The following is a 26,404-nucleotide window of genomic DNA, read 5'->3' as shown; positions in this document are numbered from 1 at the left end:
CCAGTGGTCTCCCCTGCCGCAGACAAACTTTTTGTTATGATAGCTGAATATCCATTTTGAGGCGCCGCGTGGCGGATGACCGTGCGGCTTTTCACTTTCGGCCGAGTTACAAGCATATAAATAGAAACACAATCCTTTACATAAGGCACCGACGATGAAATTTTCCCCGATGAACACGCTTAAATCCCTGCTGGCCGCCGGCCTGCTGCTGGCCGCCGCCCATTCCCAGGCGCAATCCGCCGACCGCGTGCTGCGCGTGTCCGCCATTCCGGACGAGGCCCCGACCGAACTCCAGCGCAAGTTCAAGCCGCTGGGCGAGTACCTGGAAAAGAAAATCGGCATGAAGGTCGAATTCACTCCGGTCACCGACTACGCGGCGTCGGTCGAAGCGCTGATCAACAAAAAAGTGGACATGGTCTGGTTCGGCGGCTTCACCTTCGTGCAGGCCAAGGACCGCAGCAAGAACCAGGTCACGCCGCTGGTGCAGCGCGCGGAAGACGAGAAATTCCGCTCCGTGTTCATCACCACCAACAAGGACATCAACAAGCTGGAAGACCTGAAAGGCCGCACCCTGAGCTTCGGTTCGGAATCGTCGACCTCGGGCCACCTGATGCCGCGCTCCTACCTGCTGGCCGCGAAAATCGATCCGGATAGCGATCTGAAACGCATCGCCTTCTCCGGCGCGCACGACGCCACCGTCGCCGCTGTCGCCGGCGGCAAGGTCGATGCCGGCGCGCTGAATATCTCGGTATGGGAAAAACTGGTCGCCGAGAAGAAGGTCGATCCTGCCGTGGTGCGCGTGTTCTACACCACCCCGGGCTACTACGACTACAACTGGACCGTGCGCACCGACATGAGCGCGGACCTGAAGAAGAAAATCACCGACGCCTTCCTGGCCCTCGATCCGAAGAACCCGCAGGACAAGATCATCATGGATCTGCAGCGCGCCTCGAAGTTCATCCCGACCAAGGCCGAGAACTACACCGCGATCGAAGCGGCCGCCCAAAACGCCGGCCTGCTGAAGAAGTAAGGTTTAAAAGCACTTCATGCCGACCTACCAACTGCGGAACCTGACGGTGCGCCACCTCGGCGCCCCGGCCTCGGCTTCCGCCGCGGCTCCTGCCCTGCAAGCGATCTCGTTGACGGTACAACAGGGCGAGCAACTGGCGCTGATCGGCCCCTCCGGCGCCGGCAAGACCACCTTGCTGGCGACCTTGGCGTGCGCCCAGCGGCCGGCCGAAGGCGGATTTGAAGCCTTCGGCGCCGATCCGTGGACGCTCAACGAAGCCGCGCGCCACCGCCTGCGCGCGCAGTTGTTCCTGGCGCCGCAAACGCCGCCGCTGCCGCCGCGCCAGCGCGTGGTGACGGCGGTGCTGGCCGCGCGCCTGCCGCAATGGAGCGTGTGGCGCGCGCTCGTCTCGCTCTTTAAACCGGCCGACCCGCAAGCCGCGTGGCAGGCGCTGTCGCGCTTCAACCTGGGCGACAAACTGTATTCGCGCGTCGACCGCCTGTCCGGCGGCGAGCGCCAGCGCTGCGGCCTGGCGCGCCTGCTGCTGTCGCCGGCCAAGGCCCTGCTGGTGGACGAGCCTTTGTCGGCGCTCGATCCCGCGCTGTCCGAGCTGACCTTGACCACCTTGCGCGAGGAAGCCGCCTCGCGCGGCGCCACCCTGATTTGCAGCCTGCACCAGGTCGAGCTGGCGCTGCGCCACTTCCCGCGCATCGTCGCCCTGCGCAACGGCCGCATCGAATTCGACCTGCCGCGCGAGCAGGTCACGCAGCAAATGATCGACGAGCTGTATCAGGGCGAGCAAACCATCAGCGCCCCGCCGCCGGACCACGAGGCGCTGGCCGTCAAACTGGGCATCGGCGCTTGCCTGTAATGGCCGTCTTTCCGCCCAACCTGCACGCCGACCCGGCCTGGCGCGGCCGGCTGATCGCCTGCGCGGTCGCCGTCGTCATCCTGTGGCCGATGCTGGTCGTCAGCGAATTCAAGCCGTGGATACTGTGGGACTGGCAAAGCCTGTCGGCCACCGGGCGCTTCCTGTCGGACTTCCTGGTGCCGGCGCACGGCGCCGAATTCCTGCAGATGCTGCTGCGCGAAACCTGGCAGACCGTCGCCATCGCCACCGCCGGCCTGGCCCTGGCGCTGCTGGGCGCGATCCCCGCCACCCTGATCATCAACGAAAAGCTATCGATCTCCGCGCTCGGCACGGGGCGCATGCGCGCTCCGGCCAGGCTGCTGCGCCAGGGCGTGCGCTGGCTGCTGGTGCTGCTGCGCAGCGTGCCGGAGCTGGTGTGGGCGCTGCTGTTCGTGCGCATCATCGGCCTCGGCCCCACCGCCGGCGTGCTGGCCATCGCCCTCACCTACTGCGGCATGCTGGGCAAGGTCTACGCCGAAATCCTGGAATCGTCCGACTCCCACGCCACCGACACCTTGATGGCCAACGGCAGCGGCAGACTGGGCGCACTGCTATACGGCGCGCTGCCGGAATCGGCATCGGAACTGATGTCGTACACGGTCTACCGCTGGGAATGCGCGATACGCGGCTCGGTGGTGATGGGCTTTGTCGGCGCCGGCGGCCTCGGTCAGCGCATGGACGAATCGATGAAAATGCTGGCCGGCGCCGAAGTGTCGTCGATGCTGCTGGTGTTCGTGGCACTGGTCGCGCTGGCGGACCTGTTCTCCAAAATCCTGCGGAGGCGGCTCGGATGATCGACGTCAAACCGCACGCCGACATGCCCAAGCCGCCGCCGCGCGACTGGACCGTTCTGACGCTGATGGCGCTGGTGGCGGTGCTGGTGGTGGCCAGCTTCGCCGCGCTGCCGCTCAAGTGGCGCGAGTTCTTCACCGTCGACGCGGTCAACAGCGTGGTCGAACTGCTGGCCGGCTTCGCGCCGCCGGACCTGTCGGCCCGCTTCCTGGCCAAGACCGGGTGGGCCACGATCGAAACGATGTCGATGTCGGCGCTCGGCACCTTGCTGGCGGTGGCCGCCGGGCTGGCGTTGTCGCTGCCGGCGTCGGGGCGCTTCGGCCGGGCGCCGCGCGCCGCGGTGCGCGCCGTGCTCAATGTGCTGCGCTCGATCCCGGAACTGGTGTGGGCCTCGATCCTGCTGATCGCCGCCGGCCTGGGACCGTTCGCCGGCACGCTGGCGCTGGCCGCGCATACCGCCGGCGTGCTGGGACGCCTGTTCGCCGATGCGCTGGAAAACGCCGCGCCGCTGCCGGAGCAAAGCCTGCGCACCAACGGCGCCTCCGCCACCAGCGCCTTCTTCTACGCGACGCTGCCGCAAACACTGCCGCAGATGCTGTCCTATACCCTGTACCGCTGGGAGAACAATATCCGCGCCGCCGCCATCCTCGGCGTGGTCGGCGCCGGCGGCCTGGGTCAGATGCTCAAGTATCACCTGTCGCTGTTCCAGATGCAAAAGGCCGCCACCGTCATCATCGCCATGCTGCTGCTGGTCGCGCTGGTCGACGCCATCAGCTTCGCTATGCGCCGCGCCCTGACGCGCTAATTTCCCCTCCCCGGATACCCACCCGCCATGCTCGAACTGCGCAACCTGTCCAAATCCTATGCCAGCGGCCGTCCGGTGCTGTCCAACCTCTCGTGGACCTTCAAGGCGGGCGAATTCGTCTCCATCATGGGCGACTCCGGCGTCGGCAAGTCGACGCTGCTCAACCTGATCGCCGGCCTCGATACGCCCGATGCCGACCCCAACGCCGCACCGGGCGCGTCGCCGATCATCGTCGACGGCGTGGCGATGTCGGGACTCGACGACGACGCCGCCACCAAATTGCGGCGCGCGCGCATGGGTTTCATCTTCCAGGCCTTCCACGTGCTGCCGCATCTGACCCTGCTGCAAAATGTCGCGCTGCCACTGCTGCTCAACGGCCTGCCGACCGCGCGCGCGGCGGAGATGCTGGCCGCCGTCGGCCTGGACGGGCGCGGCGACGATTTTCCGCACCAGCTGTCCGGAGGCGAAATGCAGCGCGTGGCGATCGCCCGCGCGCTGGTGCACCGGCCGGCGCTGGTGCTGGCCGACGAACCGACCGGCAACCTCGACCCGGATACCGCCCACAGCATCCTCACCTTGTTACGCCGCGAAATCAAATCGACCGGCGCCTGCGCGATTATGGTGACCCATTCGCGAATTGCCGCCGAGATGACAGACAAAGTCCTACAACTATCGAAAAGCTGCATACAAGAAACAACAAACGTCAACCCGTTTAAGCAATAAACAAGATAATTCATTTGTTAAACCCAGCAATTTTTCCCGCAAAGTAGTATTATTTAAAATAACTTGCATGGTTATCAAGAATGTTGAGTCGCGCACCACATTCAGATCAAAAATGTGGGCGCTAGCCTTGCTGGGAAACGTCTTTTTTGACACGTTTGAGCAAAGGAGGAGCAAATCATGAACGTACGGCAAAAAAAGCTGGAACTGATCGAAGCCATGAATCGTGCTCGGGCACTGGAACCATCCAGCTTCGTCCCGAACAAGTTGCTTGATACTTTGATCGAAAAAATGAACTTGAAAAACGACGCGGAATTGTGCCGAGTTTTAGAAGTGCAGCCTCCCATCATCAGCAAAATCCGACACCGCAAGTTGGCAGTTGGAGCCACGATTTTGCTGCGTATGCATGAAAAGTCAGAGATCAGCATACGGGAATTGAAAGATCTGTCGACCGCGTCTATGCATTGAGCAGCTCAGCTGATCTTGCCATGCCAGGCGCCGGCATGCGGTACCGGCGCCCCCTTAATGCACCAAAGCGTCAGCCCAAACCCCGCTGAACGCCGCATTAAGTCCCCACCAAGTTCCAACCCAGACCCACCCAGCTCCCATCAAAAGAATTCAGGATGCCGCTTTAGCAGCATCGCCTCAAAGTCATTGACGGCCGTGAAGTTCGGTACCTTCGGCGCGATGCCGCGTCCAATGTCCCAGCTGCGCCAAGCGCGCGGACTATCGCCGGTCAACAGCAGCAAATCCCCCAGATCCTTGTACGCGCCGCCCAGTACCGGATTGGCCTCCAACACCTCGCCGAACAGCTGCAGGCTTTCCTTGCGCTGGCCAAGCCGCAGGCGGTTGTTCGCCTCCAGCAGCTTGAGGACGTAGGCCTTGCGCGGCGCCTGCTTGCGCAGCTCCGCCAGCGTCTTGACCGCGCCCTCGTACTCCTCCTTGTTCTTCGGGCTGACGGAAGCCAGCATCAGCGCCACCGCCGGGTCCTCGCGCATCCTCTCCAGCTGCGCGGGGGTAAACGGCAGCATCGGTTCGCCGGTGGCCAGCACGCACTCGGTACGGCCCAGCATCGTGTCGAGCAATTGGTCGTCGCGGTAGTCGGCGGCGGTGTCGCAGGGATGGGCGGCGCGCAGCGCGGCCAGCCGCTCCGGCGTCAGCGACGCCATCCGGTCGAGCATGATATCCACTTCGCCCGACTGCGCCACGCGGGGCGCGTAGCCTTTCAGATCGTAGGCCGGCGGCCGCGCGCTTTTCACTTCGGCGACGTCGATGCTGACGGTGCGCACGCCCACGCCGGTGTTGACGGTGAACGTCAACCGGCCGGGAATGATACCGTCCTTGACCAGCCTGGCCAGCAGCCGCGGGTGCCCCGCCTGCGTGTAGCGCAGGAACTGTGCGAAGCGCGCCGCGTCGGCCGCGCCGACCTTGGCGCCGGCCTTGCTCCACGAGGCCAGCTGGCGGCCCTCGCTGGAAAACTCCAGCGTGCCGTCGCCGGCGCTTTCATCGATCTTCGCCGCGTCGTCGTTCGCCACCGACAGCTCCTGCTCGCGGTCCACCTGGCGGCTGAGCGGGGTGTCGATCTTCGCCTTGGCCAGCATGGCGTTGATGTTTTCGCGGTTCTTCAACTCCATGGTGCGGAAGCCGGCGATGCTGTACAGAGAATAGTCGACATAGACCTTGTTGACGGTATCGAGCACGCAGTAGCGCCGCGACTTGAAGTCGTAGATCAATTCGACCTTGGGCATTTTCACGGCGGTGTAGTCGTCGGACAGCGTCACGTCCATCACCTGGCGCGTATCGGCCGGCGGGTTGGTCACGCCCTTGACGGATTCGGTGTGCACCGAGGAGGTGACCTGCAGCGTGACGGCGGCGAAGGCGCCGTGGCTGGCCGCCAGCGCGGCGCACAGTGACAGAAGGCGGAGCGGGTGTCGGGCCATGGAGTGTTCTCTCACCTTGTTCGGGAATTGTTTGGGAAGGCGGCGCGCGCCACGGTAACATGTTGTAGCACACGATACATAGCAAAATATAGCAGTTCGCCGGGATTGGCGTACTCTACAGCCTTATGATGATAACCATGCCCACCCTGTCCATGCGCATCGGATTCCTGGCCGCCTGCGCCGCGCTGCTGATCCTCGGCGGCTGCGCCACGCCCTTCCAGGCCCCCGCCACCTCGGCGGTCAAGCCGGAACAACTGGCCGGAGCCCTGAACCGCGTCAGTTGGGGCATCAACCAGAGCACTTGGCAGCAGGCCGAAAAACTCGGCTACGACACCTGGCTGGACCGGCAGCTGCATCCCTCGCCGGCGGTGCTGCCGGCGGCCGCCCAGGCGCAGATCGACGCCATGACGATCACCCAAAAGCCGCTGCCGCAACTGATCCAGGAGCTGGACCAGCAACGCAAGGACATCGACAAGATCAGTGTCGACGACGACAAGAAATCGGCGCAGCAGGCCTATCAGCAGGAGTTGAACCGCGTGGCCAAGGAGGCGGCGGCGCGCTCGCTGCTGCGCGACCTGTACTCGCCCAACCAGCTGCAGGAGCAGATGACCTGGTTCTGGATGAACCACTTCAGCGTCCATCAGGGCAAGAGCAACCTGCGCGTGCTGGTCGGCGACTACGAGGACAAGGCGGTGCGCCCGCACGCGCTGGGCAAGTTCCGCGATCTGCTGGCCGCCACCGTGCGCCATCCGGCCATGATCCGCTACCTGGACAACGAACAGAACGCCGCCAACCGCATCAACGAGAATTACGCGCGCGAGCTGATGGAGCTGCACACCTTGGGCGTGGACGGCGGCTACAGCCAGCGCGACGTGCAAGAGCTGGCGCGCATCCTCACCGGCGTCGGCGTCAACCTGGGCAGCGCCGAACCGAAGGTGAAGAAAGAGCTGCAGGCGCAGTACGTGCGGCAAGGGCTGTTCGAGTTCAATCCCAACCGCCACGACTACGGCGACAAGGAATTCCTGGGCCAGACCGTCAAGGGCCGGGGGCTGGCGGAGGTCGACGAGGCGATCGACCGCCTGAGCCGCCATCCGGCCACGGCGCGCTTCATCAGCCGCAAGCTGGCGGTGTACTTCGTCGCCGACGAACCGCCGCCGGCGCTGGTCGAACGCATGGCCGCGACCTTCCTCTCCAGCGACGGCGATGTCGCGGCGGTGCTGCGCACCATGTTCACCTCCGACGAATTCGCGCGGTCGCTGGGCCGCAAATTCAAGGACCCGGTGCACTACGTGGTCTCCGCCGTGCGCCTGACCTACGACGACAAGGTGATCCTCAACTCCGGCCCGATGCTGTCCTGGCTCAACCGCATGGCCGAACCGCTGTACGGGCGCCAGACGCCGGACGGCTATCCGCTCACCGAATCCGGCTGGGCCAGTCCGGGCCAGATGACGACGCGCTTTGAAATCGCCAAGGCCATCGGTTCCGGCAACGCGGGCCTGTTCAAGACCGACGGCCCGCAGCCGACCGAGCGCCCCGCCTTCCCGCAACTGGCCAACGCGCTGTACTACCAGACGCTGCAAAAAACGCTGGGCCAGCCCACGCGCCAGGTACTCGACCAGGCCACGTCGCCGCAGGAATGGAACACCTTCCTGCTGTCGTCGCCGGAGCTGATGCACCGTTGATGCGGTAGGCGCACGAGGAAACGCAACGAGGAGACGCACGATGAAACGCCGTACCCTGCTCCAATCACTGGCCGCCCTGCCCGCCGCCACGATGGCCGGCAAGCTGTGGGCCGCGCCCGCCAGCAAGACGCGGCTGCTGTTCGTCTTCATGCGCGGCGGTTATGACGCCACCAACCTGCTGGTGCCGATCTCCAGCCAGTTTTACTACAAAGTGCGCCCCAACATCGCGGTGCCCAAGCCCGGCGACGACCTCAACGCGGCGCTGCCTGTCAACGCCGACTGGGGCCTGCACCCGGCCCTGCGCGAGAGCATCTACCCGCTGTTCACCATCGGCCAGGTGGCGTTCGTGCCGTTCGCCGGCACCGAGGACATCTCGCGCAGCCATTTCGAAACGCAAGACAGCATAGAACTGGGCCAGGCGCTGGACGGCACGCGCGACTACCGCTCCGGCTTCCTGAACCGTCTGGCGACGACCTTGAACGCCGATCGTGCCAGCGCCATCTCCTTCACCGACCAGCTGCCGCTGATCATGCAGGGCGGCGCGCAATTGCCCAATATGGCGCTGCGCTCGATCGGCAAACCGGGCGTCGATGCGCGCCAGGCGAAGATGATCGCCTCGATGTACGGCGACACCGCGCTGGCGCGGCAGGTGCGCGACGGCTTCGTGGTGCGCGAGGACGTGATGAAGGAGATGATCGGCGAGATGGACGCGGCCAACCGCAACGCCATCACCGCCAAGGGCTTCGAGCTGGAGGCGCGCCGCATCGCCAAGCTGATGAAGGACAAATACAACATCGGCTTTGTCGACGTCGGCGGCTGGGATACCCACGTCGGCCAGGGCGGCGCCACCGGCTATCTGGCCGGCCGCTTCGAGGAGCTGGGGCGCGGCCTGGCCGCGTATGCGAAAGAAATGGGGCCGGACTGGAAGGACACGGTGGTGGTGGTGGTCAGCGAATTCGGCCGCACCTTCCGCGAGAACGGCAACCGTGGCACCGACCATGGACACGGCAGCGTCTACTGGGTGCTGGGCGGCGGCGTGGCCGGCGGCCGGGTGCGCGGCGAACAGATACGGCTGGAGCAGAACACGCTGTTCCAGAACCGCGACTACCCGGTGCTCAACGAATACCGCGCCATGTTCGGCGGCCTGTTCGCGCGCATGTATGGCCTCGACGCGGGACAGGTCGAGCGCATTTTCGGTACAAAGGGGCAGGACCTGGGCTTGATCTGAACGTCGACCGTTTGCGCGCACAGCCAATTGGCCGCCGCTATCCCAAACGCACCCGCATCCGCTCCAGCGCGCGCATGAACAGCTCCGGTTCGTCGGCCGCGCGCGCCAGCACCAGCGCGCCCTGGATGCCGCCGACGACGTCCTCGGCCAGCTCGCGCGCCTCCGCCGCCGTGCGCCCGCCGCGCTCGAGCGCCGACGCCAGCGCGGCTATCCACTCGGCGAAATACGCCTGCACCTTCACCGCGAAGCGGTCGCGCTCGTGGCCGAGCGCGAACACGCCCACCAGGCAGACCTTGCGCCCGGACAGGAAGTAGCGGCCGACCGCCGTGAACATGTCGGCCACGCCCCCCCCCGCGTCGGGTCCTTGGCGTAGCGGCTGGAACACCTGGTCGCGGAACCAGCCGTCGATGTTGGCCAGCACGGCCTCGGCCATTTCCTCTTTGCCGCCGGGGAAGAAGTTGTAGATGCTGCCCTTGCCCAGACCGGTGCCCTCGCTGATGCGCGCCAGGCTGGCGCCCTCGAAGCCATAGGTGCGGAACACCTCGGCCAGCAGCGGCACCACGTCGCCGCGCTCGCCCATCACCCGTGCCACGGTCAGAAACCCAGCTCGCTCAGGCTGGCGTGATCGGCCGGGCGCGGGCCGCTCGCGTCCCAGTGGAACTTGCGGTCGGCCGCCGCGATCGGCGCCTCGTTGATGCTGGCCAGGCGCAGCCGCATCAGGCCGTCGGCCGCGAACTCCCAGTTCTCGTTGCCGTAGGCGCGGTACCACTGGCCGGAATCGTCGTGGTACTCGTAGGCGAAGCGCACCGCGATGCGGTTGCCTTCGAACGCCCACAGCTCCTTGATCAGGCGGTAGTCCAGCTCGCGGGTCCATTTGCGCGTCAGCAGGGCGACGATGTCGGCGCGGCCGGTGACGAATTCGGCGCGGTTGCGCCATTGGCAGTCTTCCGTATAGGCCAGCGATACTTTTTCCGGGTTGCGGGTGTTCCAGCCGTCTTCGGCCATGCGGACTTTCTGGATCGCGGTGTCGCGGGTAAAGGGAGGTAGCGGCGGACGTGTCATGGTGGGCTTTCTAGGGTTGTACCAAACGGTACAACCAGTCTACGGCGTTACCGATTTGGATGCAAGGTTTTTTTCAGGTGAACAGTTCGTTCGACAATTGCAGGCCGGCGGTACTCAACCGCACGGTGCCGGTGATGCCGCCCTCGTCCAGCCGCAGTTCGACCCAGCCCGCCTCCACCAGCATCAGCAACTGGCGCCGCAGCACGCTCATCGGGCGCTGCGCCTGCTTGCTCAGCTTTGCCAGCGAACAGGGTTTGCCGGGATGCCCGGCTTCGATACGCCATAGCGCTTCGAGCACGCCGATCAGGGCCGCCATGACTTCATCATCCATTTACCGCTATCCTTTGATCTGTTTTCTGCCGTGAATGTGATTCTGCACTATACTCTCGGAAATACGATATATTACCGGAAAGCAACATGCAAAAAGATAAACCCGAAGGCCACATCGAACCGTACACCCATGCCGCGGGCGGCTGGGGCGCGCTGAAGCAGGTGGCCATCAACCTGGTGCGCGAGAAGGTCAGCGGCGGCAACTATAAGACGCTGCTCAAGCAAAACCAGCCCGACGGGTTCGACTGCCCCGGCTGCGCCTGGCCCGACCGCGAGCACGCGTCGACCTTCGAGTTCTGCGAGAACGGCGTCAAGGCCGTCGCCGCCGAGGCGACCAGCAAGCGCGTGAAGCCGGAGTTCTTCGCCGCGCACACCGTCGCCGACCTGCTGCGCCAGTCCGACTACGAGCTGGAACAGCATGGCCGCCTGACCGACCCGATGGTCTACGACAGCGCCAGCGACAAATACCTGCCGATCGCCTGGGACGACGCCTTCGCGCTGATCGCCCGCCATTTGAAAGCCCTGCCCGATCCGAACCAGGCCGCGTTCTACACGTCCGGCCGCACCGGCAACGAGGCGGCCTTCCTGTTCCAGCTGTTCGTGCGCATGTACGGCACCAACAACTTCCCGGACTGCTCCAATATGTGCCACGAGCCGACCAGCCGAGGCTTGCCGGGCACCGTCGGCATCGGCAAGGGCACGGTCACCCTGGAGGATTTCGAGCACGCCGACACCTTGCTGATTTTCGGCCAGAATCCGGCCACCAACCATCCGCGCATGCTCGGCGAATTGCGCGACTGCGCCAAGCGCGGCGCCCGCATCGTCTCCATCAATCCGCTGCGCGAGCGCGGCCTGGAACGCTTCACCAGCCCGGCCCACGCGCTGGAAATGCTGACCAATTCGAGCACCACCATCAGCACCATGTTCATCCAGCCGACGCTGGGCGGCGACTTCGCGCTGATCAAGGCGCTGGCCAAGCGCCTGGTCGAACGCGACGACGAGGCCATGGCCGCCGGCCAGGCCGGCCTGCTGGACCGCGCCTTCATCGCCGAACACACCAGCGGCTTCGAAGCGTTCGCGCAGGACCTGCGCGCCCAAAGCTGGGCCGAGCTGGTGGCCGAATCGGGCGTGCCGCGCGCGCAGATCGAGGAGCTGAGCGAAGTTTACATCAACGGTAAAAACGTCATCTGCACCTGGGGCATGGGCCTGACCCAGCACAAGGGCGCGGTGGCGACGATCCAGATGCTGTCCAACCTGATGATGATGCGCGGGAATATCGGCCGCAAGGGCGCGGGGCTGTGCCCGGTGCGCGGCCACTCCAACGTGCAGGGCGACCGCACCATGGGCATCGAGGAAAAGCCGACCAAGGCCTTCCTCGACCGCATGCAAAAGGTCTTTGATTTCGAGCCGCCGCGCGAGCATGGCTACGACGTGGTCGAAAGCATCCAGGCCATGCTGGACGGGAAAGTGAAAGTCTTCTTCGGCATGGGCGGCAATTTCGCCATGGCGACGCCGGACACGCCCCTCACCTTCGACGCGCTGCGCGCCTGCGACCTGACGGTGCACGTGGCGACCAAACTGAATCGCAGCCATCTGATCCTCGGCAAGGAGGCGCTGATCCTGCCGACGCTGGGCCGCACCGAGATCGACACGCAGAACGGCGTGCCGCAGGGCGTGACGGTGGAGGACTCGATGAGCATGGTCCACCTGTCCTACGGCATGAACCAGCCGGCGTCGGACAACCTGCTGTCGGAGACGGCGATCGTCGCGCGCATGGCGCACGCCACGCTGGGCAGCGACAAGATCGACTGGAACGCCTATGGCAGCGACTACGCCAGCATCCGCGACGCCGTCGCCAAGGTGTTCGACGACTTTTACGACTTCAACGCGCGCGTGGCCAAGCCGGGCGGCTTCCATCTGAAGGTGGCCTCGCGCGAGCGCGAATGGCGCACCGCCAGCGGCAAGGCGCAGTTCGTGGTGCACGCGGTCGATACCGACACGCCGATCCACCGCGCCCGCGCCCTGCACGGCGAGCGTTTGATGGTCCTGATGACGGCGCGCTCGCACGACCAGTACAACACGACGATCTACGGTATGGACGACCGCTATCGCGGCGTCTTCGGCCTGCGCCGCGTGGTGTTCATCAACAAGGACGACCTGGCGATGCTGGGCATGAAAAACGGCCAGTATGTGGACATGGTCAGCGTATGGGACGACGCCGTCGAACGCCGCGCCGAGCGGTTCGTGCTGGTGGAATACGACATCCCGCGCGGCTGCCTGGGCGCCTACTTCCCGGAGACGAACGGCCTGATCCCGCTGCACAGCACCGCCGATGGCGCCGGCACGCCGACATCGAAATCGATACCGGTGCTGTTATCGCTGTCAGCAAACCAATCAGCCGCCGAGTAGCCCGACGACGACGACGACAACGATCCCCGACATACCGGGGAGGCACGTAGGGCGGATTAGGCGGAACGCCGTAATCCGCCAAGCGCCGCCAGCGGCTCGTCAGGTGTACTCCACACACCCATCCTGCCGACAAAAACTCACCAGCTTGATCCCGGCCTCGCTGGCGATATCGATCGCCAGCGTGCTTGGCGCCGAAATCGTCGCCAGCATCGGTATGTTCATGCGCGCTGCCTTGCGCACCAGTTCATAGCTCGCGCGGCTGGACATGAAAACAAACCCGCCCCGCATATCCACCCCATCGAGCGCCAGATGGCCGATCAACTTGTCCAACGCGTTGTGACGCCCCACGTCCTCGCACACCTTCAGCACCGCTCCGCCGGCATCGCACCACGCGGCCGCATGCACGCCACCCGTAGCCTTCATCAACTGCTGATGCGCGCCCAACTCCGCCGCCGCGCGCGCGATCGCCGGCGGCAGCGACACTTCATCATGCAACGCCGGCGCCGTGATGCGGCCCGGCTTCAGGTCCAGCAGTTCCAGGCTCTCGATGCCGCACACGCCGCAACCGCTGCGGCCCGCCATCGAACGGCGCTGCTGCTTGAGCTGCACGAAATTTTCCTGCGCGATGGTGATTTCCACTTCGAAGCTGCGCGCATGTTCGTGCAGTTCGATGTCGTAAACATGGGAGGCCTGCGCCACCAGGCCCTCGGTGAGCGCGAAGCCCATGGCGAACGGCTGTAGTTCGCGCGGCGTGACCATCATGACGGCATGCGATATGCCATTGACGACCAGCGCCACCGGCAATTCCTCGGCGACGCGGTCGGTGGTGCTGGAGGCGTCCTGCGGCGCGGTGCCGCGATGGCGCACCGCTGGGCGCAGCTGAAAACCCGCGCGTTCTATTTCACTGTCCAATTTCATCGCCGCCGCCCCGCAAATAAACCATTTTACACGGGGCGGCAGCGCACCGCAGAGACACGTAGGGCGGATTAGGCGGAACGCCGTAATCGGCCATCGGTGAGCCGCCGGCGGCGCATCGATGGCCGATTACGCGCTGCGCGCTAATCCGCCCTACGTGTTTTAGACGAATTCCAGCGTCACCTTACGCCGCCAAGGGCTCGTTCGCCACGCCATAGTGGCGCGCATAACGCCCGTCCAGGTTCGCGAGCGGCAGCAGCAGGAACAAGTCGGCGCTTTCGAAATCAGGGTCCCATGCCGGTTCGCCGCAAATCCACGCGCCCGAACGCAGGTAGCCCTTCAACAGCGGCGGCACTTGCGGTTTTTGCGCCGCTTCCAGCTTCGAGAACGGGAACGGCAAATGCGGGGTGACGCGGTATTCGGAAGGAGCCATGTGCTGGCCGATCAGCGACTGGAACACGGCGACGGCATTGTGACCGCCATCGGCCAGGCTGATACTGGCGCAGCCGGCCAGATAGTCGCAATTCTCGCGGCGCATGTATTCGGCCAGGCCGGACCACAGCAGCATGATGACGCTGCCGCCACGATAGTCGGGATGGATGCAGGCGCGGCCCGCTTCGACCATGCGGTTGCGCAGGTTGTTCAGGCGGCCCAGATCGAACTCGCCTTCGGAATAGACACGGCCGATTTTGCGGGCGCGCGCTGCGCTCAGCAGGCGGTAGGTGCCCACCACCTTGAGCGTGTTGGCGTCGCGCACGATCAGATGATCGCAATGCTCGTCGAATTCGTCGCTGTCGAGGCCATCCTCGCGCACCAGCGAGCTCAGTCCCATCGTTTCGATGAAGACCTTGTAGCGCAGGCGCTGCACTTCACGCAGTTCTTCGGGCGTGCTTGCCATACTGAGCACCAGCTTGCCGGAAGTCGCTCGGACGTCCGCTTGTATGATCGAGGTTTGCATGCTTCATCCTTTCTGTGGAAGACGAAGCAAGCGTACCGATCGAATACTTCAAGGAAATGACAACTTAATGTCAGTTCCGTGACATGCGCACAAGTGTTGTTTTTAAATCAGTTTTTCTTCGGGCGGCCGGTCTTGAGCTGCGGCAGGCTGGCCAGCACTTTTTGCAACGTCGCCATGTCGATCTGGCTGATCAATGCAACGCCGATACGCAACAATTCGCTCTTTTTGATCTCGAAACCGGCTTTCAGGCAGGCTTTCTTGACCTGGCTTAGCACCGCGTATTCCTGTTCAGGCATCGTGAAGCTGTCGCGTACCAGCTTTTCCTTCGGCAGTTTGTGCTTAGCAGCATCGGGAGCGGCCGGCTTGGCGGCTGCAGTTTTGGAAGTTTCCACGGACGATTTTGCGGCGGCTTTCGGAGCAGCTTTTGGAGCGGCGGCTTTCGCGGCGACGGCTTTCGGGGATGGCTTGGCGGCGGCTTTAGGCGCCGGCTTGGCGGCGGCCTTCGCCGCTGGTTTCGCGGCTGGCTTGGCTGCCGGTTTAGCTGCGGCCTTGACTGCCGGTTTCGCCGCTGCGGTTTTTGCGGCGGCTGGTTTGGCGACCGGCTTGGCGGCTGCTTTCGCGGCCGGCTTGGCGGCCGGCGTGACGGCGATTTTTGCGGCGGCTGGCTTGGCGGCGGCTTTGGTCGTTGGCGCTTTTCCGTTGGCCAGACCGTTTACGGGCTTGTTCATACTTATTACTCCAAATTAATCAACAATATAAACAATATATATCATTTACGTAAATTTTGCTTGCGTTATCGCAAATGCGCGGCGACCCGGGCGAACAGCAGTTGCGGGCTGACCGGCTTGCGCAGGAAATCCACACCGCCGGCTTTGTGGCCCATCACCTCGTCCTCGGCCTGCCCTTTCGCCGTCAGGAACAGCACGGGAATGGCACTGCTGGCGGGATCGGCCTTCAGGCGGCGGCAGGTCTCGAAGCCGTCCATGTCGGGCATCATGATATCGAGCAGGATCAAATCCACCTTGGCCGAGGCGACGATCTGCAGCGCGGTCGCGCCGCTGGTGGCGACCTTGGTGTTGTAGCGGTCTTTTAACAAACCGGCAATCAAGGTCAGATTGTCCGGCGTATCGTCAACGATCAACACCGTTGCACGGTCATCGGCTTTCGTGTTCATGGCACCTCCTCATTCTTCGTCTTCACCCGCCACGGCGGCCAGCAACTTGCCCGCCGCTTCAAGCTCATACTGTTCCATGTGATGCTTGAGGCGTCCCATGGTCTGCGGCGACAATATCGTCGCCAGGCTTGCGCGCACGCTCTCGAAATAATCCAGGCTCTCGCCGCTGAACTCCGCCAGCAGCACGCGCAGCGCGGCGACCGCCCGGCGCGCATCCTCCTCGCTGATGGTTTGGACTTCCGCGCGCGGCGGCAGCGGCGGCACCACCTTCATCGACATGCCCAGCCAGCGCGAAAGCACCCGGTAAAGCCTCTGCGGATCGATAGGCTTGGTGACGTAGTCCTGCATGCCATTGGCCAGGCAGCGCGCGCGCACGTCGGCCAGCGCGTGCGAGGTCACGGCGATCACCGGCAGCTCGTTGAAGCGGCCGTCCTTGCGCAGCTGCTGGGTGGCCTCGTAGCCGTCCAGCAGCGGCATACCCAGATCCATCAGCACCAGGTCGTAGGCGTGCGGCCCGGCCGCCAGCAGCCGCTCCACCGCCAGTTGGCCGTTGCCGACGACTTCGACGTCCAGGCCTTGCAGCGCCAGCAGCTCCCTGGTGACATCCTGGTTATCGGCGCTGTCTTCGGCCAGCAGCACGCGCGCGGTGCGGCGCGGCGACGCGTCGAGCTTGAGCTCCGCCGCCGGTCCTTCGTAGACGGCGGCGCGCACCGCCAGCGCCGCCGCGTCGGACACCGCGAGCTCCACTTCGAAACGGAAGGTGGAGCCGTGATCGACTTGGCTCTCGACGTCGATATTCCCGCCCATCAGTCGCACCAGCTGCTGCGAAATCGACAACCCCAGGCCGGTGCCGCCGTACTGGCGCGTGGTCGAGCCGTCTGCCTGGATAAAAGCGCGGAACAGCTTACCCTTCTGCTGCGGCGTCATGCCGATGCCGGTGTCTCGCACCGAAAAACACAGCCTGGCCTTGCCATCGGCCGCGGCGGCGCCGGCGGCCAGCGCGCAGCGCAGTTCCAGCGATCCGGCGGGCGTGAACTTGACCGCGTTGTTGACCAGGTTGATCAGCACTTGGCCCAGCCGCAGCGGATCGCCCACCAGATAGCGCGGCACGTCCGGTGCGACGTCGATCACGTAGTTGAGCTGCTTGTCGGCGGCGCGCTGCGCGGTCACGCTGGAGACATGGGCCAGCACGTCGTCCAGCAAAAAGGGAATCGACTCCAGCTCCAGGCGGCCCGCCTCGATCTTGGAAAAATCGAGGATGTCGTTGATGATCCCCAGCAGCGACAGCGCCGCCATGTGGATCTTGCTGATGTAGTCGTGCTGCTTGGGCGTCATCTCCGTGCGCAGCGCCAGATACGCCATGCCTAGCACCGCGCTCATCGGCGTGCGGATCTCATGGCTCATATTGGCCAGGAATTCGGATTTGGCGACGTTGGCCGCTTCCGCCATGACGTTGGCGGCGACCAGCTTTTGCTCGCGCTCGCGGCGCACGCTGATGTCGCGGATGAAGGCGCAGAACTCATAGCCGCCCTGCGTGTCCGTACCGACCTTGGTGATCGACAGCTCGATCGGAAACTCCTCGCCGTTGCGGCGCAGCGCGAACACCTCGATGCGGGTATCGAGCACCCCGCCCCCGCCACCCGACAAATGGCGCCGCATGCCACGGTGATGGTCGTAGCGGAAGCGCGGCGGAATGATGGTCTGGTCCAGTTCACGCCCCAGCGCCTCGTCGCGGCTCCAGCCGAAGATCCGCTCGGCCTGGGTGTTCCAGCCGACGATGCCCCCTTCGGGATTCATGCGCACCACCGCGTCGAGCGCCGTGTCGACGATGGTTTGCAGCTTGGCCTCGCTCTCTTCAGCCATCAGCATCGACTCGGTCAACTCGCGGGTGCGCTCGCTGATGCGCATTTCGAGATCGGCGTTCAGGTCGCGCAGCTCGCGCTCGGCGTCGCGCAGGCGCGTGAGGGTGTCGCGGAAACGCAGCACCGCCTCGGACATGCGCCCCACCTGGTCCTCGCGCCCGATGCCGGACAGCTTGATGTCGGTCTCGCCGTGCGTGAGCTTCTCCAGGGCGGCCTGGATGTCGGAAAAAGGACGCGCGGCGCGCCGCCCCACCAGGAAGATCGACAGTCCGATGCCCAGCGCCAGCAGCAGGTTGGCGGCCACCGTGTCGAAGATGCGGCGGCGTAGGTCCTCGTCCATCTTCTGGCGCGAGAAAGCCAGCTCGATACGACCCAGTTCATAGGTGCGGCGCGCGTCGCTGAAGCTGATGTCGCGGCGCACATGGATCGCCGCCACCGGCTCGCGCAGCGGTGAGACGTAGCTGGCCATTTCGGCGCCGTTGGGCGCCAGCACGCGCAGCACCAGCACTTCCGGCGTGGCGCCGGAGGCGTCGACGACGCTGGAGACGGCCGCGCTGTTGATGTCGAACAGCGGCCGCGCCAGCGCCCGCGACAGCACCGCCGTCAGGCGCTCGGCCCTCTCGCGCAGGTTCTGCTCGGCCTCGGTGCGCAGCGTTTGCATCACATAGGTGGTGTAGATGGCGGTGGAGACGGCCAGCGCGAAGAAGATGCCGAATCCCAGCCGCAGGAAGATATTGCGGCGCCACGCGGCACGCAGCCGCGCCAACGGGCCGCGGCCGCGCATCAACACCGCGTTGGCGGCGGCGTCGCTGGCGGCGGCAGGCCGCCTGGTGTCAATGACCGACACTTTCCGCCCGTTCCAGTTTTTTGTACGCCGCGCTATTGCGCGCCTGCTCGACGGCGCGCCAGATCCGCTCGGCCAGCTCCGGCCGCGAGGCCACCATCGCGTGCGACAAAATCAGGAAATAAGGTTTTTCGATGATCGGGATCGGCAACTGCTCCAGTTCCGACTTGAGCGGGCCGCGCATCAAGCCGCCGGCGTCGCTGCCGCCGACGGCGGCCGCCGCCACCCGGCCGGCGATCAGCTTGCGCGCCAACTCGACGGCGCGCTGGCTGCCCTCGTCCACTTCCAGATTCTGCGCGCGCAGCACGTCGCCGACCGAATACCCCAGCTGGAAGCCGATCGGGCCATCCAGGTTGTGGAAGCTCTTGCCGTCCCATTCGACCTTGCTGCCTTTTTTGCGCAGCACCACATAACGGTCCACGTGCATGCGCTTGCCGACGTCGATTTTCTCGCCGCCGGGATACTCGCCCAGCTCGCGCCGGTCGGGCTTGTAGCTGACGGCGAAGGCGCCGTCGACCGCGTTGGCCTTCAACTGCGCCAGGCAGCGCTTCCACGGGATGCTCAGGTAGTTGAACTGGATGTCGAGCCGCTGCTCGACCATCTTGAGCAGCTCGAAATTGAGGCCGCCGCCCTTCTCGGTACGCCACGGCAGCACGTCCTGCGCCTCGAAACACAGGGAGACGACTTCCTTCGGCTTGTCGGCCGCGTGCGATGCCAACGGCAACACCAGCGCCAGAACGGCAGCGGCAAAGGTGCGCCCAAGGGTTTGCCCACTAAGGTGGGGCTGCGTACGGTCGGTCATCGGCGTCTCCCGTCTTCGTCTTCTTTAGCCGCTGGTGCGGATGGTGAAATCCACGCCCACTTCGTCCCAGTTCTCCTGTTCCTTCTCCAGCCAGTACGACAGCGTGGGATGGTCGGCCACCCACTCGCGGCGGATCTCCAGCTCGATGCGGTTCTTCACGCGCAGCTTGAGCAGGCTGAAATCGATATCGATGCGCGAGTGCATGAACAGCACCGCCAGCCGCAGCGCCACCACCGCCTTGGCGAAATCCGGTTCGGCCAGCACATCGACCACCTTGCGCAGATTGCCCTTGTGGGCGATGATCAAGCGGCTCATGATCTTTTGCTCGCGGGTGGTGAAGCCCGGCAGGTCGGCGTTCTCGATCATGTAGGCGGCGTGCTTGTGGTAGCCGGTCTGCGACACCACCAGGCCCACCTCGTGCAGCAGCGCGCTCCAGTACAGATGGCGCGTGTACTCCTCGGTGGCCGGCCTGGTCTGCAGGTACAGGGCCAGCGCGTCGTCGGCCACGCGGTTGGCGCGGCGCTCGTCGACGTGGAACTTCTGCACGCAGGCCTGCACCGACTGCTCGCGCCGATCGCGCTTGGTCGAGCGCAGGTGCAAATCCCACATCACGCCCATGCGCAGGCCGGCCTCGATCGGCTGCACCACCGGGATCTCGAGCTCGCGCACCAGGCCGATGAGGATCGCCAGGCCGCCGATGATGGTGCTGGCGCGGTCCGGCCGCAGGCCCGCCATCTCGATCTTGCTGACATGGCCGAATTCGATGAAGCGCTGTTTCAGCGCGCCCAGGGTGGCGGCGTTGACTTCGCGCCCGATGCCGTTCTTGATGATGATGTCGGCGATGGTGCGCGCGGTGCCCGAGGAACCGTAGCACTGCTTCCAGAACTGCGGCCGGTAAGGCGGCGCGGCGTCCTCGAAATGGCTGCGCGCCGACAGGATGGCCGCCTCGAACGACGGCGCGTCGACCCGGCCGCCGACGAAGAACGACAGGCTTTGCTTGACCGTGCCGACGCTGAACGATTCGACCTTCTCGATCTCCTGGCCGCGCCCCAGTATCAACTCGGTCGAGCCGCCGCCGATATCGATCACCAGCCGGCGCTCGCCGGGGGTGGCCAGCGCGTTGGCCACGCCCATGTAGATCAGGCGCCCCTCCTCCTCGCCGGAGATGATCTCGATCGGATGGCCGATGGCCAGTTCGGCCTGCGGCAGGAAGGCGGCGGCGTTGCGCGCCACGCGCATCGCCGAGGTGGCGACCACGCGCACGCCATCGAGCTTGTAGCCGTCCAACACGGCGCGGAAATTCTTCAGGCAGGCGAGCGCGGTCTGCATCGCCGCCGGCGTCAGGTTGCCCCTGTCGTCCAGGCCCGCGGCCAGGCGTATCGGTTCGCGCACGCTTTTCAGCACGCGGATCGCGTCGCCGTCATGCTTGCCGACGTGGAGGCGGAAACTATTGGAACCCAAATCTACTGCTGCGTACATAAATGAAAGCCTCTCTGTGCAAACGGCTACGAAGGCTTGCGTTGGATAAACCGGAATCAAACTAAACGATTTACACGGTTACGAAAATCATCACGATATGCGCCCATTATGACAGCGTGATGACGCCCGCGCTCGCGCTCGTCATCAAACACGCCAAACGTGTCTGGTCTACGCCTCCAGCGCGCCGGCGGGCGACTGCGCCTCGGCCACCCGGTTGCGGCCGGAGGCCTTGGCCTCGCGCAGCGCCTCGTCGGCGCGCTTGAACAGGCTCACGGCGCTGTCGTCGGCGCGGATGGTGGTCACGCCCAGGCTGGCTGTCATGTTGATGACGGCTTTTTCGGCCTTCACCGGCAGCAGGGCGATGGCGTTGCGGATACGCTCGGCCACCATCATGGCGTCGTCCTGGGTGGTGCGCGGCAGCTGGATGGCGAACTCGCCGCCACCCAGGCGGCCCATCAAATCGCTGTCGCGCAGCTGTTTTTTGCAGACATCGACCATCGCCACCAGCACCATGTCGCCCACGGCGTGGCCGTAATCGTCGTTGATGCGCTTGAAATGGTCCAGATTGAGGATGATCATCGCCGTCGGCAGGCCCGGGCGGCGCGCCAGCGCCATCCACGGCGTCAGCGCCTGGTAGAAGCCGCGCCGGTTCGGCACGTCGGTCAGCGGGTCGAGCACCTCCAGCCGCGCCAGCTCGCCGTCGAGCCGCTCGTGCCCCAGCAGCAGGTAGCCGAAAGCGTTGCTCAGCATCATCAAATACAGGGCGGCGATGCCCAAGCCCTGGATCAGCGCCGGGCTCATCCAGCCCCAGCCGTCGGGCAGCGCCAGCGACAGCAGGCCGCGCGCCACCACGGCCAGCGCCAGCACCAGCATGGCCACCACCAGATAGCGGCGCAGCATGGTGCCGGCCGACCAGCCGCGTCCCAGCGCGGCTGCGCCGGCGGCGAAGAAGAAGCCCATGACAACCGAGGCGATGGCGATGCGCTCGGGCGCCGGCTTGTCGAGCAGCCAGGCGCTGACGAAGATCGTGATCGCCGCCACCAGCACCGGCACCAGATAGCGGCGCCACACGCGCCGGCCGGCCTGCTCCCACAGCGCGGAAGCGTCCAGCGCGAAGCCGGTGAACAGCAAGGCGTTGGCGAAGGGGATCGTCAGGAAATCGGGCAAGGTGCCGCGCAGGTACAGCAGGGTCCAGGCCACGGCCTGGAACAGCTTGGCCCTGGACCAGGTGGCGGTGCGCACCTGGCCGGCGACGGTGGCGGCGCCCTGCTGCTGCTCAAAAAAGAACAGCGCCGCGCACAGGCTCAGATTGCCCAGCGCCAGCGCCAGTACCAGGGTTTTTATATCCATGACCGCGGGCTGGTCAGACCTCGTGCTCGACGTTGGTGCTGCCGTCGCCCATTTTGCTGGCCCACGCCTGGGTGAAGTACACCTTTTCGTCCTCGGTCGGGGCGTCGTGCCAGAACACGATCAGCGTGCCCTTGTGGTCGTGCAGCTGGCTGACCTTCTCGATGAAAGTCTGCTTGCCGGCCACGTCAGCCAGGGCGACGACGTAACCGTAGACCCGGGTCAGCCGCTCGATACGGTCCGGTTCGGTCAAGCTGTTGGTGGCGGTAAGCGTAGGGTGATCTAAAAACATCGTCTCTCTCCAAGATGGCGGCCAAGGGGCCGCCGGGGCTAACGTCAATGTACCTATTATTTTTCCGTCTGTAAATGCAAGCATGGCGGCCGCGCGCGCCGGCGACACAATCGCCGCGCTTTTGGCCCGTGTCGCCGGACCGGCATGCTACTATAAATCGCCTACGTAAATCCACAAGACAACAAATCTTGACATCCCCCACCCATCGTCCCCTGGTCCACACGCGCGGCGACAAGCGCTCGCTTGAATTCGAGCCGGGCATGATCCAAAGCGAGATGCGGCTGTCGCGCCCGGACGACCTGATCCTCGGCTACGCGCGCGCGATGATGTGCTTCGTGCTGTTTCATCCACGGCCCGAGCACATCGTCATGGTCGGCCTGGGCGGCGGTTCGCTGGCCAAGTTCTGCTACCGCTACCTGCCGCACAGCCGCATCACCGTGCTCGAGTTGCGCGCCGACGTCATCGCCCTGCGCGAGCAATTCGCCATCCCGCGCGACGATGGGCGTTTCCGCGTGGTCGAGGCCGATGCCGCCCGGTATATGCGGCAGCTGCGCGGCGCCGTCGATGTGTTGCTGGTCGACGGTTTCGACGCCGCCGGCCTGCCACCCGAGCTCGGCAGCGCGACGTTTTACGCCGATTGCCGCCGCGCGCTGCGGCCCGGCGGCGTGCTGGTGGCGAATATCTTCAGTTACGACCCGCAGTACGGCGCGATGCTGCGGCGGCTGCGGCACGCTTTCCAGGGGCGGATTTGCTGGTTTCGCGGCATTGCGGGCAATAACCGGATTTTATTCGCGGTCAAGGGCGGCGCGCCGTCGCCGGCGCTGGCCATGCAGCAGAAGGTCGCGCGCAGCCATGGGCTGGCGCTGCCGGTGTTGAATCGGTTGCTGGCGCATTGGACGGTGTTCAGGCTGAGGTGGAACGGCCGCCAACGGACTGAATAAACGCCGTAAATCGGCCATCGTCGGGCCGCCGACGGCGCATGCATGGCCGATTACGCTGCGCTAATCCGCCCTACGTGTATTCGAGGTGTATCCGAGGTACGTGTCCGAGGTGTGCATCCGAGGTGATCCGTGGCATCCGCCCGTCGCTGCCGGATTTACGTACTACCCCGCTGAATCAGCTCAAACCCCGTATCGAACACGCGCGACGCCGTCGCCTGGTCCCCGCCCACGCCATCGATACGGTCAAGTATCGCCTGCGCCGCCACCAGCCCGATATTGCGCCCGTCCACCCGCACCGTCGACAGCGGCGGATGCGTGTGCGCCGCAAAATTCAAATCGCCAAAGCCGATCACCGCCAGCTGCTCCGGCACCTTCAACCCACGGCTCATCGCCTCGATCATCAGGCCGTGCGCCAACGTGTCCGAACTGCAATAGACGGCATCGATGTCCGGCGCCAGCGCCAGCAGCCGCGTCAAACCCTCGCGACCCGCCTGCATCGTGGTCGGTGGCGGCATCGTCTGCACGGCCGCCACGGCGATCCCCAATCTGGCGAGCTCGGCCTGCAAACCCTGGTTGCGCCGCTCGGCGCGCGGATCGTCCGCCGACAGCACCGCGATGCGCCGGTAGCCGCGCTCGACCAGATGCCGCGCCAGCGCGTGGCCGACACCCTCGTGCGAGAAACCGACCACCATGTCGATCGGCGACGGCGACATGTCCCACGCCTCGACCACCGGTATCCGCGCCAGTTGCAGGCGGCGCCGGGTAATATCGGTATGCAACGTACCGGTCAGCATGACGCCGTCCGGACGCCGGCTCAAAATGGTCTCGACCAGCACCTCTTCACGCCAGGCCTCGTAACGCGACAAGCCCAGCAGCACTTGGTAGCCGGCCTGCGTCAGCCGGTCGCTGGCGGCCTCGACCATGTCGGCGAAGATCGGCGTGGCGATGGTCGGCAGCACCAGCGAAATAAGCTTGCTGCGGTTCGACGCCAGCGCGCCGGCCATCATGTTCTTTACGTAGCCGGTCTGCTGCACCGCCTCCTGCACCTTGGCCACCGTGTTCGGACGCACAAGATGCGGCTGGTTCAGCGCGCGCGACACCGTGATCGGCGACACGCCGGCGACCTTGGCGACGTCGATCAAGGTCGCGCCGCTGACGCTCAGGTCGGCGGTGGGCGTGTGCAACACCCGCAGATCGGTCTTGTCGGCGTTTTTGACGGCGACCTTGGCCGCTGCGCCTTTGGCAGCGTTTTTACCGGCGGACTTGGCGGCGCCTTTAGTGGCGGGCTTGGCCTTCTTCACGGCGGACTTGACGGTTTTTTTGTTATCCATAACAACGGATTATACAGCAGCGCATCATTTTCAATCATTATCGCAAGCTTAAAAGTCAATCCGATGAGCAAATTTGTGTTGAATTTTCCAAGGGCGGCCGGTATGATCGAATGATAGCGCAATCATTAGCATGACAAACACAGGAATCACAATGTCACCACACCCTACCTCCTCCGGCAACGACACCCCGCGCGTGGTCGCCATGCGCGTCATCCCGGTCGCCGGCCGCGACAGCATGCTGCTCAATCTGAGCGGCGCCCACGGCCCCTACTTCACCCGCAACCTCGTCATCCTGACCGACAGCGCCGGCCGCACCGGCGTCGGCGAGGTGCCGGGCGGCGAGGCGATCCGTCAGACGCTGGAGGACGCGCGCGAACTGGTCGTCGGCCGCGCGCTGGGCGACTACAACGCCGTGCTTAACCAGGCGCGCCGGGCCTTCGCCGACCGCGACGCCGGCGGCCGCGGCCTGCAGACCTTCGACCTGCGCGTGGCGATCCACGCCATCACCGCGCTGGAGGCGGCGCTGCTCGACTTGCTGGGCCAGTTCCTCAACGTCCCGGTCGCCGCGCTGCTCGGCGACGGCCAGCAGCGCGACGCCGTCGAAATGCTGGGTTATCTGTTCTACATCGGCGACCGCAAGGCCACCGGCCTGCCCTACGCCGACACGCCGGCCGACGCCTCCGATGACTGGCTGCGCCTGCGCAACGAGGCGGCGCTGACGCCGGCGGCGGTGGTGCGCCTGGCCGAGGCGGCGTACCAGCGCTACGGCTTCAACGACTTCAAGCTCAAGGGCGGCGTGTTCCGAGGGGAAGAGGAAATCGAAGCGGTCACCGCGCTGGCCGAGCGCTTCCCCGACGCACGTATCACCCTGGACCCCAACGGCGGCTGGCTGCTCAAGGACGCGATCCGCCTGTGCCGCGACCAGCACGACGTGCTGGCCTACGCGGAAGACCCGTGCGGCGCCGAGAACGGCTACTCCGGCCGCGAAGTGATGGCCGAGTTCCGCCGCGCCACCGGCCTGCTGACCGCCACCAACATGATCGCCACCGACTGGCGCGAGCTGGGCCACGCGATCCAGCTGCAATCGGTCGACATTCCGCTGGCCGACCCGCATTTCTGGACCATGCAGGGTTCGGTGCGGGTGGCGCAGATGTGCCATGAATGGGGCCTGACGTGGGGTTCGCACTCGAACAACCACTTCGACGTCTCGCTGGCGATGTTCACCCACGTGGCCGCCGCCGCGCCGGGCAAGATCACCGCCATCGACACCCACTGGATCTGGCAGGACGGCCAGCACCTGACGCGCGATCCGCTGAAGATCGAAGGCGGCATGGTAAAGGTGCCGGCCAAACCAGGCCTCGGCGTCGAGCTGGACATGGAGGCCGTCGAGGCCGCGCACCAACTCTACCTCGGCATGGGCCTGGGGGCTCGCGATGACGGCGTGGCCATGCAGTACCTGATCCCGGGTTGGAAGTTCGACAACAAGATGCCGTGCATGGTTCGTTGATGTGGACGACTGCGTCCACGGGGACCCGACGCCCCCGCCCCCTTGCCCGACTTACCCGGCTGCTT

At 65.2% G+C, this 26,404-nt stretch carries 25 protein-coding genes; 11 read left to right on the top strand and 14 right to left on the bottom strand.

The window, feature by feature from the left end:
- Window positions 1-154: 154 nt before the first annotated feature.
- The 6 genes from MRBLMU1_RS26755 (at window position 155) to MRBLMU1_RS26730 (ending at window position 4,704) form a co-directional block, all read left to right on the top strand.
- Window positions 155-1,030: a putative selenate ABC transporter substrate-binding protein gene (locus tag MRBLMU1_RS26755; RefSeq protein WP_363508246.1), complete on the top strand. Its 876-nt coding sequence runs from the start codon at window positions 155-157 to the stop codon at window positions 1,028-1,030.
- Window positions 1,031-1,046: 16 nt separating this feature from the next.
- The gene (locus MRBLMU1_RS26750) at window positions 1,047-1,880 is read left to right on the top strand and encodes a phosphonate ABC transporter ATP-binding protein (protein WP_363508243.1); all 834 of its coding nucleotides are present in this window, start codon (window positions 1,047-1,049) and stop codon (window positions 1,878-1,880) included.
- Complete coding sequence (locus MRBLMU1_RS26745) at window positions 1,880-2,713, top strand: PhnE/PtxC family ABC transporter permease (protein WP_363508240.1); 834 nt, start codon at window positions 1,880-1,882, stop codon at window positions 2,711-2,713. The genes MRBLMU1_RS26750 and MRBLMU1_RS26745 overlap by 1 nt, the downstream gene beginning before the upstream one ends.
- Window positions 2,710-3,516 carry a phosphonate ABC transporter, permease protein PhnE gene (gene phnE / locus MRBLMU1_RS26740; RefSeq protein ID WP_363508237.1) on the top strand — a complete coding sequence of 269 codons (807 nt, stop codon included), beginning with the start codon at window positions 2,710-2,712 and terminating at the stop codon, window positions 3,514-3,516. Before MRBLMU1_RS26745 ends, phnE begins: the two co-directional genes overlap by 4 nt.
- A 27-nt stretch (window positions 3,517-3,543) precedes the next feature.
- Window positions 3,544-4,239, top strand: a complete 696-nt coding sequence (locus MRBLMU1_RS26735) for an ABC transporter ATP-binding protein (protein WP_363508234.1) — start codon at window positions 3,544-3,546, stop codon at window positions 4,237-4,239.
- A 177-nt stretch (window positions 4,240-4,416) separates the two neighbouring features.
- Entirely contained in the window at window positions 4,417-4,704 is a 288-nt protein-coding gene (locus tag MRBLMU1_RS26730; RefSeq protein ID WP_090320664.1) for a hypothetical protein, read from the top strand.
- Window positions 4,705-4,844: 140 nt separating this feature from the next.
- Here the strand turns inward: MRBLMU1_RS26730 and MRBLMU1_RS26725 are convergent, their stop codons facing one another.
- A complete protein-coding gene (locus tag MRBLMU1_RS26725) occupies window positions 4,845-6,176 on the bottom strand; it encodes a hypothetical protein (protein ID WP_363508230.1) in 1,332 nt (443 codons plus the stop codon).
- 137 nt (window positions 6,177-6,313) lie between these two features.
- On the opposite strand from MRBLMU1_RS26725, the gene MRBLMU1_RS26720 reads away from it, so the two are divergent.
- Both MRBLMU1_RS26720 and MRBLMU1_RS26715 read left to right on the top strand, forming a co-directional pair.
- Window positions 6,314-7,858, top strand: coding sequence for a DUF1800 domain-containing protein (locus MRBLMU1_RS26720; RefSeq protein WP_363508227.1), 1,545 nt, complete (start codon window positions 6,314-6,316; stop codon window positions 7,856-7,858).
- Window positions 7,859-7,898: 40 nt separating this feature from the next.
- The gene (locus MRBLMU1_RS26715) at window positions 7,899-9,086 is read left to right on the top strand and encodes a DUF1501 domain-containing protein (RefSeq protein ID WP_363508224.1); all 1,188 of its coding nucleotides are present in this window, start codon (window positions 7,899-7,901) and stop codon (window positions 9,084-9,086) included.
- A gap of 37 nt (window positions 9,087-9,123) precedes the next feature.
- Here MRBLMU1_RS26715 and MRBLMU1_RS26710 read toward each other — a convergent pair whose 3' ends face one another.
- From MRBLMU1_RS26710 to MRBLMU1_RS26700, 3 genes are all read right to left on the bottom strand, one after another.
- Entirely contained in the window at window positions 9,124-9,666 is a 543-nt protein-coding gene (locus tag MRBLMU1_RS26710; protein WP_363508717.1) for a TetR/AcrR family transcriptional regulator, read from the bottom strand.
- A 14-nt stretch (window positions 9,667-9,680) separates the two neighbouring features.
- Window positions 9,681-10,148 carry a nuclear transport factor 2 family protein gene (locus tag MRBLMU1_RS26705; RefSeq protein WP_363508221.1) on the bottom strand — a complete coding sequence of 156 codons (468 nt, stop codon included), beginning with the start codon at window positions 10,146-10,148 and terminating at the stop codon, window positions 9,681-9,683.
- A gap of 73 nt (window positions 10,149-10,221) precedes the next feature.
- Entirely contained in the window at window positions 10,222-10,479 is a 258-nt protein-coding gene (locus MRBLMU1_RS26700; protein WP_363508218.1) for an ArsR family transcriptional regulator, read from the bottom strand.
- 86 nt (window positions 10,480-10,565) lie between these two features.
- Here MRBLMU1_RS26700 and MRBLMU1_RS26695 point away from each other — a divergent pair, with 86 nt between their 5' ends.
- Window positions 10,566-12,887 carry an FdhF/YdeP family oxidoreductase gene (locus tag MRBLMU1_RS26695; RefSeq protein ID WP_363508215.1) on the top strand — a complete coding sequence of 774 codons (2,322 nt, stop codon included), beginning with the start codon at window positions 10,566-10,568 and terminating at the stop codon, window positions 12,885-12,887.
- Between the two features lie 99 nt (window positions 12,888-12,986).
- On the opposite strand, the gene fdhD is transcribed toward MRBLMU1_RS26695, so the two are convergent.
- The 9 genes from fdhD to MRBLMU1_RS26650 all read right to left on the bottom strand — a co-directional run bounded on the left by fdhD (window position 12,987) and on the right by MRBLMU1_RS26650 (window position 22,560).
- The gene (gene fdhD / locus MRBLMU1_RS26690) at window positions 12,987-13,805 is read right to left on the bottom strand and encodes a formate dehydrogenase accessory sulfurtransferase FdhD (RefSeq protein WP_363508212.1); all 819 of its coding nucleotides are present in this window, start codon (window positions 13,803-13,805) and stop codon (window positions 12,987-12,989) included.
- A gap of 181 nt (window positions 13,806-13,986) precedes the next feature.
- Entirely contained in the window at window positions 13,987-14,760 is a 774-nt protein-coding gene (locus MRBLMU1_RS26685; protein WP_363508209.1) for a GNAT family N-acetyltransferase, read from the bottom strand.
- 107 nt (window positions 14,761-14,867) lie between these two features.
- On the bottom strand, window positions 14,868-15,488 hold the full coding sequence (locus MRBLMU1_RS26680; RefSeq protein ID WP_363508206.1) for a hypothetical protein: 621 nt from the start codon (window positions 15,486-15,488) through the stop codon (window positions 14,868-14,870).
- 65 nt (window positions 15,489-15,553) lie between these two features.
- On the bottom strand, window positions 15,554-15,934 hold the full coding sequence (locus MRBLMU1_RS26675) for a response regulator (RefSeq protein WP_315218365.1): 381 nt from the start codon (window positions 15,932-15,934) through the stop codon (window positions 15,554-15,556).
- Window positions 15,935-15,943: 9 nt separating this feature from the next.
- A complete protein-coding gene (locus tag MRBLMU1_RS26670; protein WP_363508203.1) occupies window positions 15,944-18,643 on the bottom strand; it encodes an ATP-binding protein in 2,700 nt (899 codons plus the stop codon).
- Complete coding sequence (locus MRBLMU1_RS26665) at window positions 18,630-19,442, bottom strand: transporter substrate-binding domain-containing protein (protein ID WP_363508200.1); 813 nt, start codon at window positions 19,440-19,442, stop codon at window positions 18,630-18,632. The genes MRBLMU1_RS26670 and MRBLMU1_RS26665 overlap by 14 nt, the downstream gene beginning before the upstream one ends.
- 24 nt (window positions 19,443-19,466) lie before the next feature.
- On the bottom strand, window positions 19,467-20,921 hold the full coding sequence (locus tag MRBLMU1_RS26660; RefSeq protein WP_363508197.1) for a Ppx/GppA phosphatase family protein: 1,455 nt from the start codon (window positions 20,919-20,921) through the stop codon (window positions 19,467-19,469).
- 168 nt (window positions 20,922-21,089) lie between these two features.
- The gene (locus MRBLMU1_RS26655) at window positions 21,090-22,271 is read right to left on the bottom strand and encodes a GGDEF domain-containing protein (RefSeq protein ID WP_363508194.1); all 1,182 of its coding nucleotides are present in this window, start codon (window positions 22,269-22,271) and stop codon (window positions 21,090-21,092) included.
- A gap of 13 nt (window positions 22,272-22,284) precedes the next feature.
- Complete coding sequence (locus MRBLMU1_RS26650; RefSeq protein WP_315218359.1) at window positions 22,285-22,560, bottom strand: hypothetical protein; 276 nt, start codon at window positions 22,558-22,560, stop codon at window positions 22,285-22,287.
- A gap of 260 nt (window positions 22,561-22,820) precedes the next feature.
- On the opposite strand from MRBLMU1_RS26650, the gene MRBLMU1_RS26645 reads away from it, so the two are divergent.
- Window positions 22,821-23,501, top strand: coding sequence for a transferase spermidine synthase (locus tag MRBLMU1_RS26645; protein ID WP_363508714.1), 681 nt, complete (start codon window positions 22,821-22,823; stop codon window positions 23,499-23,501).
- Between the two features lie 155 nt (window positions 23,502-23,656).
- On the opposite strand, the gene MRBLMU1_RS26640 is transcribed toward MRBLMU1_RS26645, so the two are convergent.
- Window positions 23,657-24,832, bottom strand: coding sequence for a LacI family DNA-binding transcriptional regulator (locus MRBLMU1_RS26640; RefSeq protein ID WP_363508191.1), 1,176 nt, complete (start codon window positions 24,830-24,832; stop codon window positions 23,657-23,659).
- A 151-nt stretch (window positions 24,833-24,983) separates the two neighbouring features.
- Here MRBLMU1_RS26640 and gudD point away from each other — a divergent pair, with 151 nt between their 5' ends.
- Window positions 24,984-26,339 carry a glucarate dehydratase gene (gene gudD / locus MRBLMU1_RS26635; RefSeq protein ID WP_363508188.1) on the top strand — a complete coding sequence of 452 codons (1,356 nt, stop codon included), beginning with the start codon at window positions 24,984-24,986 and terminating at the stop codon, window positions 26,337-26,339.
- The last annotated feature ends 65 nt before the right edge of the window (window positions 26,340-26,404 follow it).

This window comes from Burkholderia sp. LMU1-1-1.1, from assembly GCF_040675865.1.
Classification (GTDB): Bacteria; Pseudomonadota; Gammaproteobacteria; order Burkholderiales; family Burkholderiaceae_D; genus Rugamonas.
The sequence above is the reverse complement of the archived record's forward strand: the minus strand, read 5'-3'. Positions and strand labels throughout refer to the sequence as shown.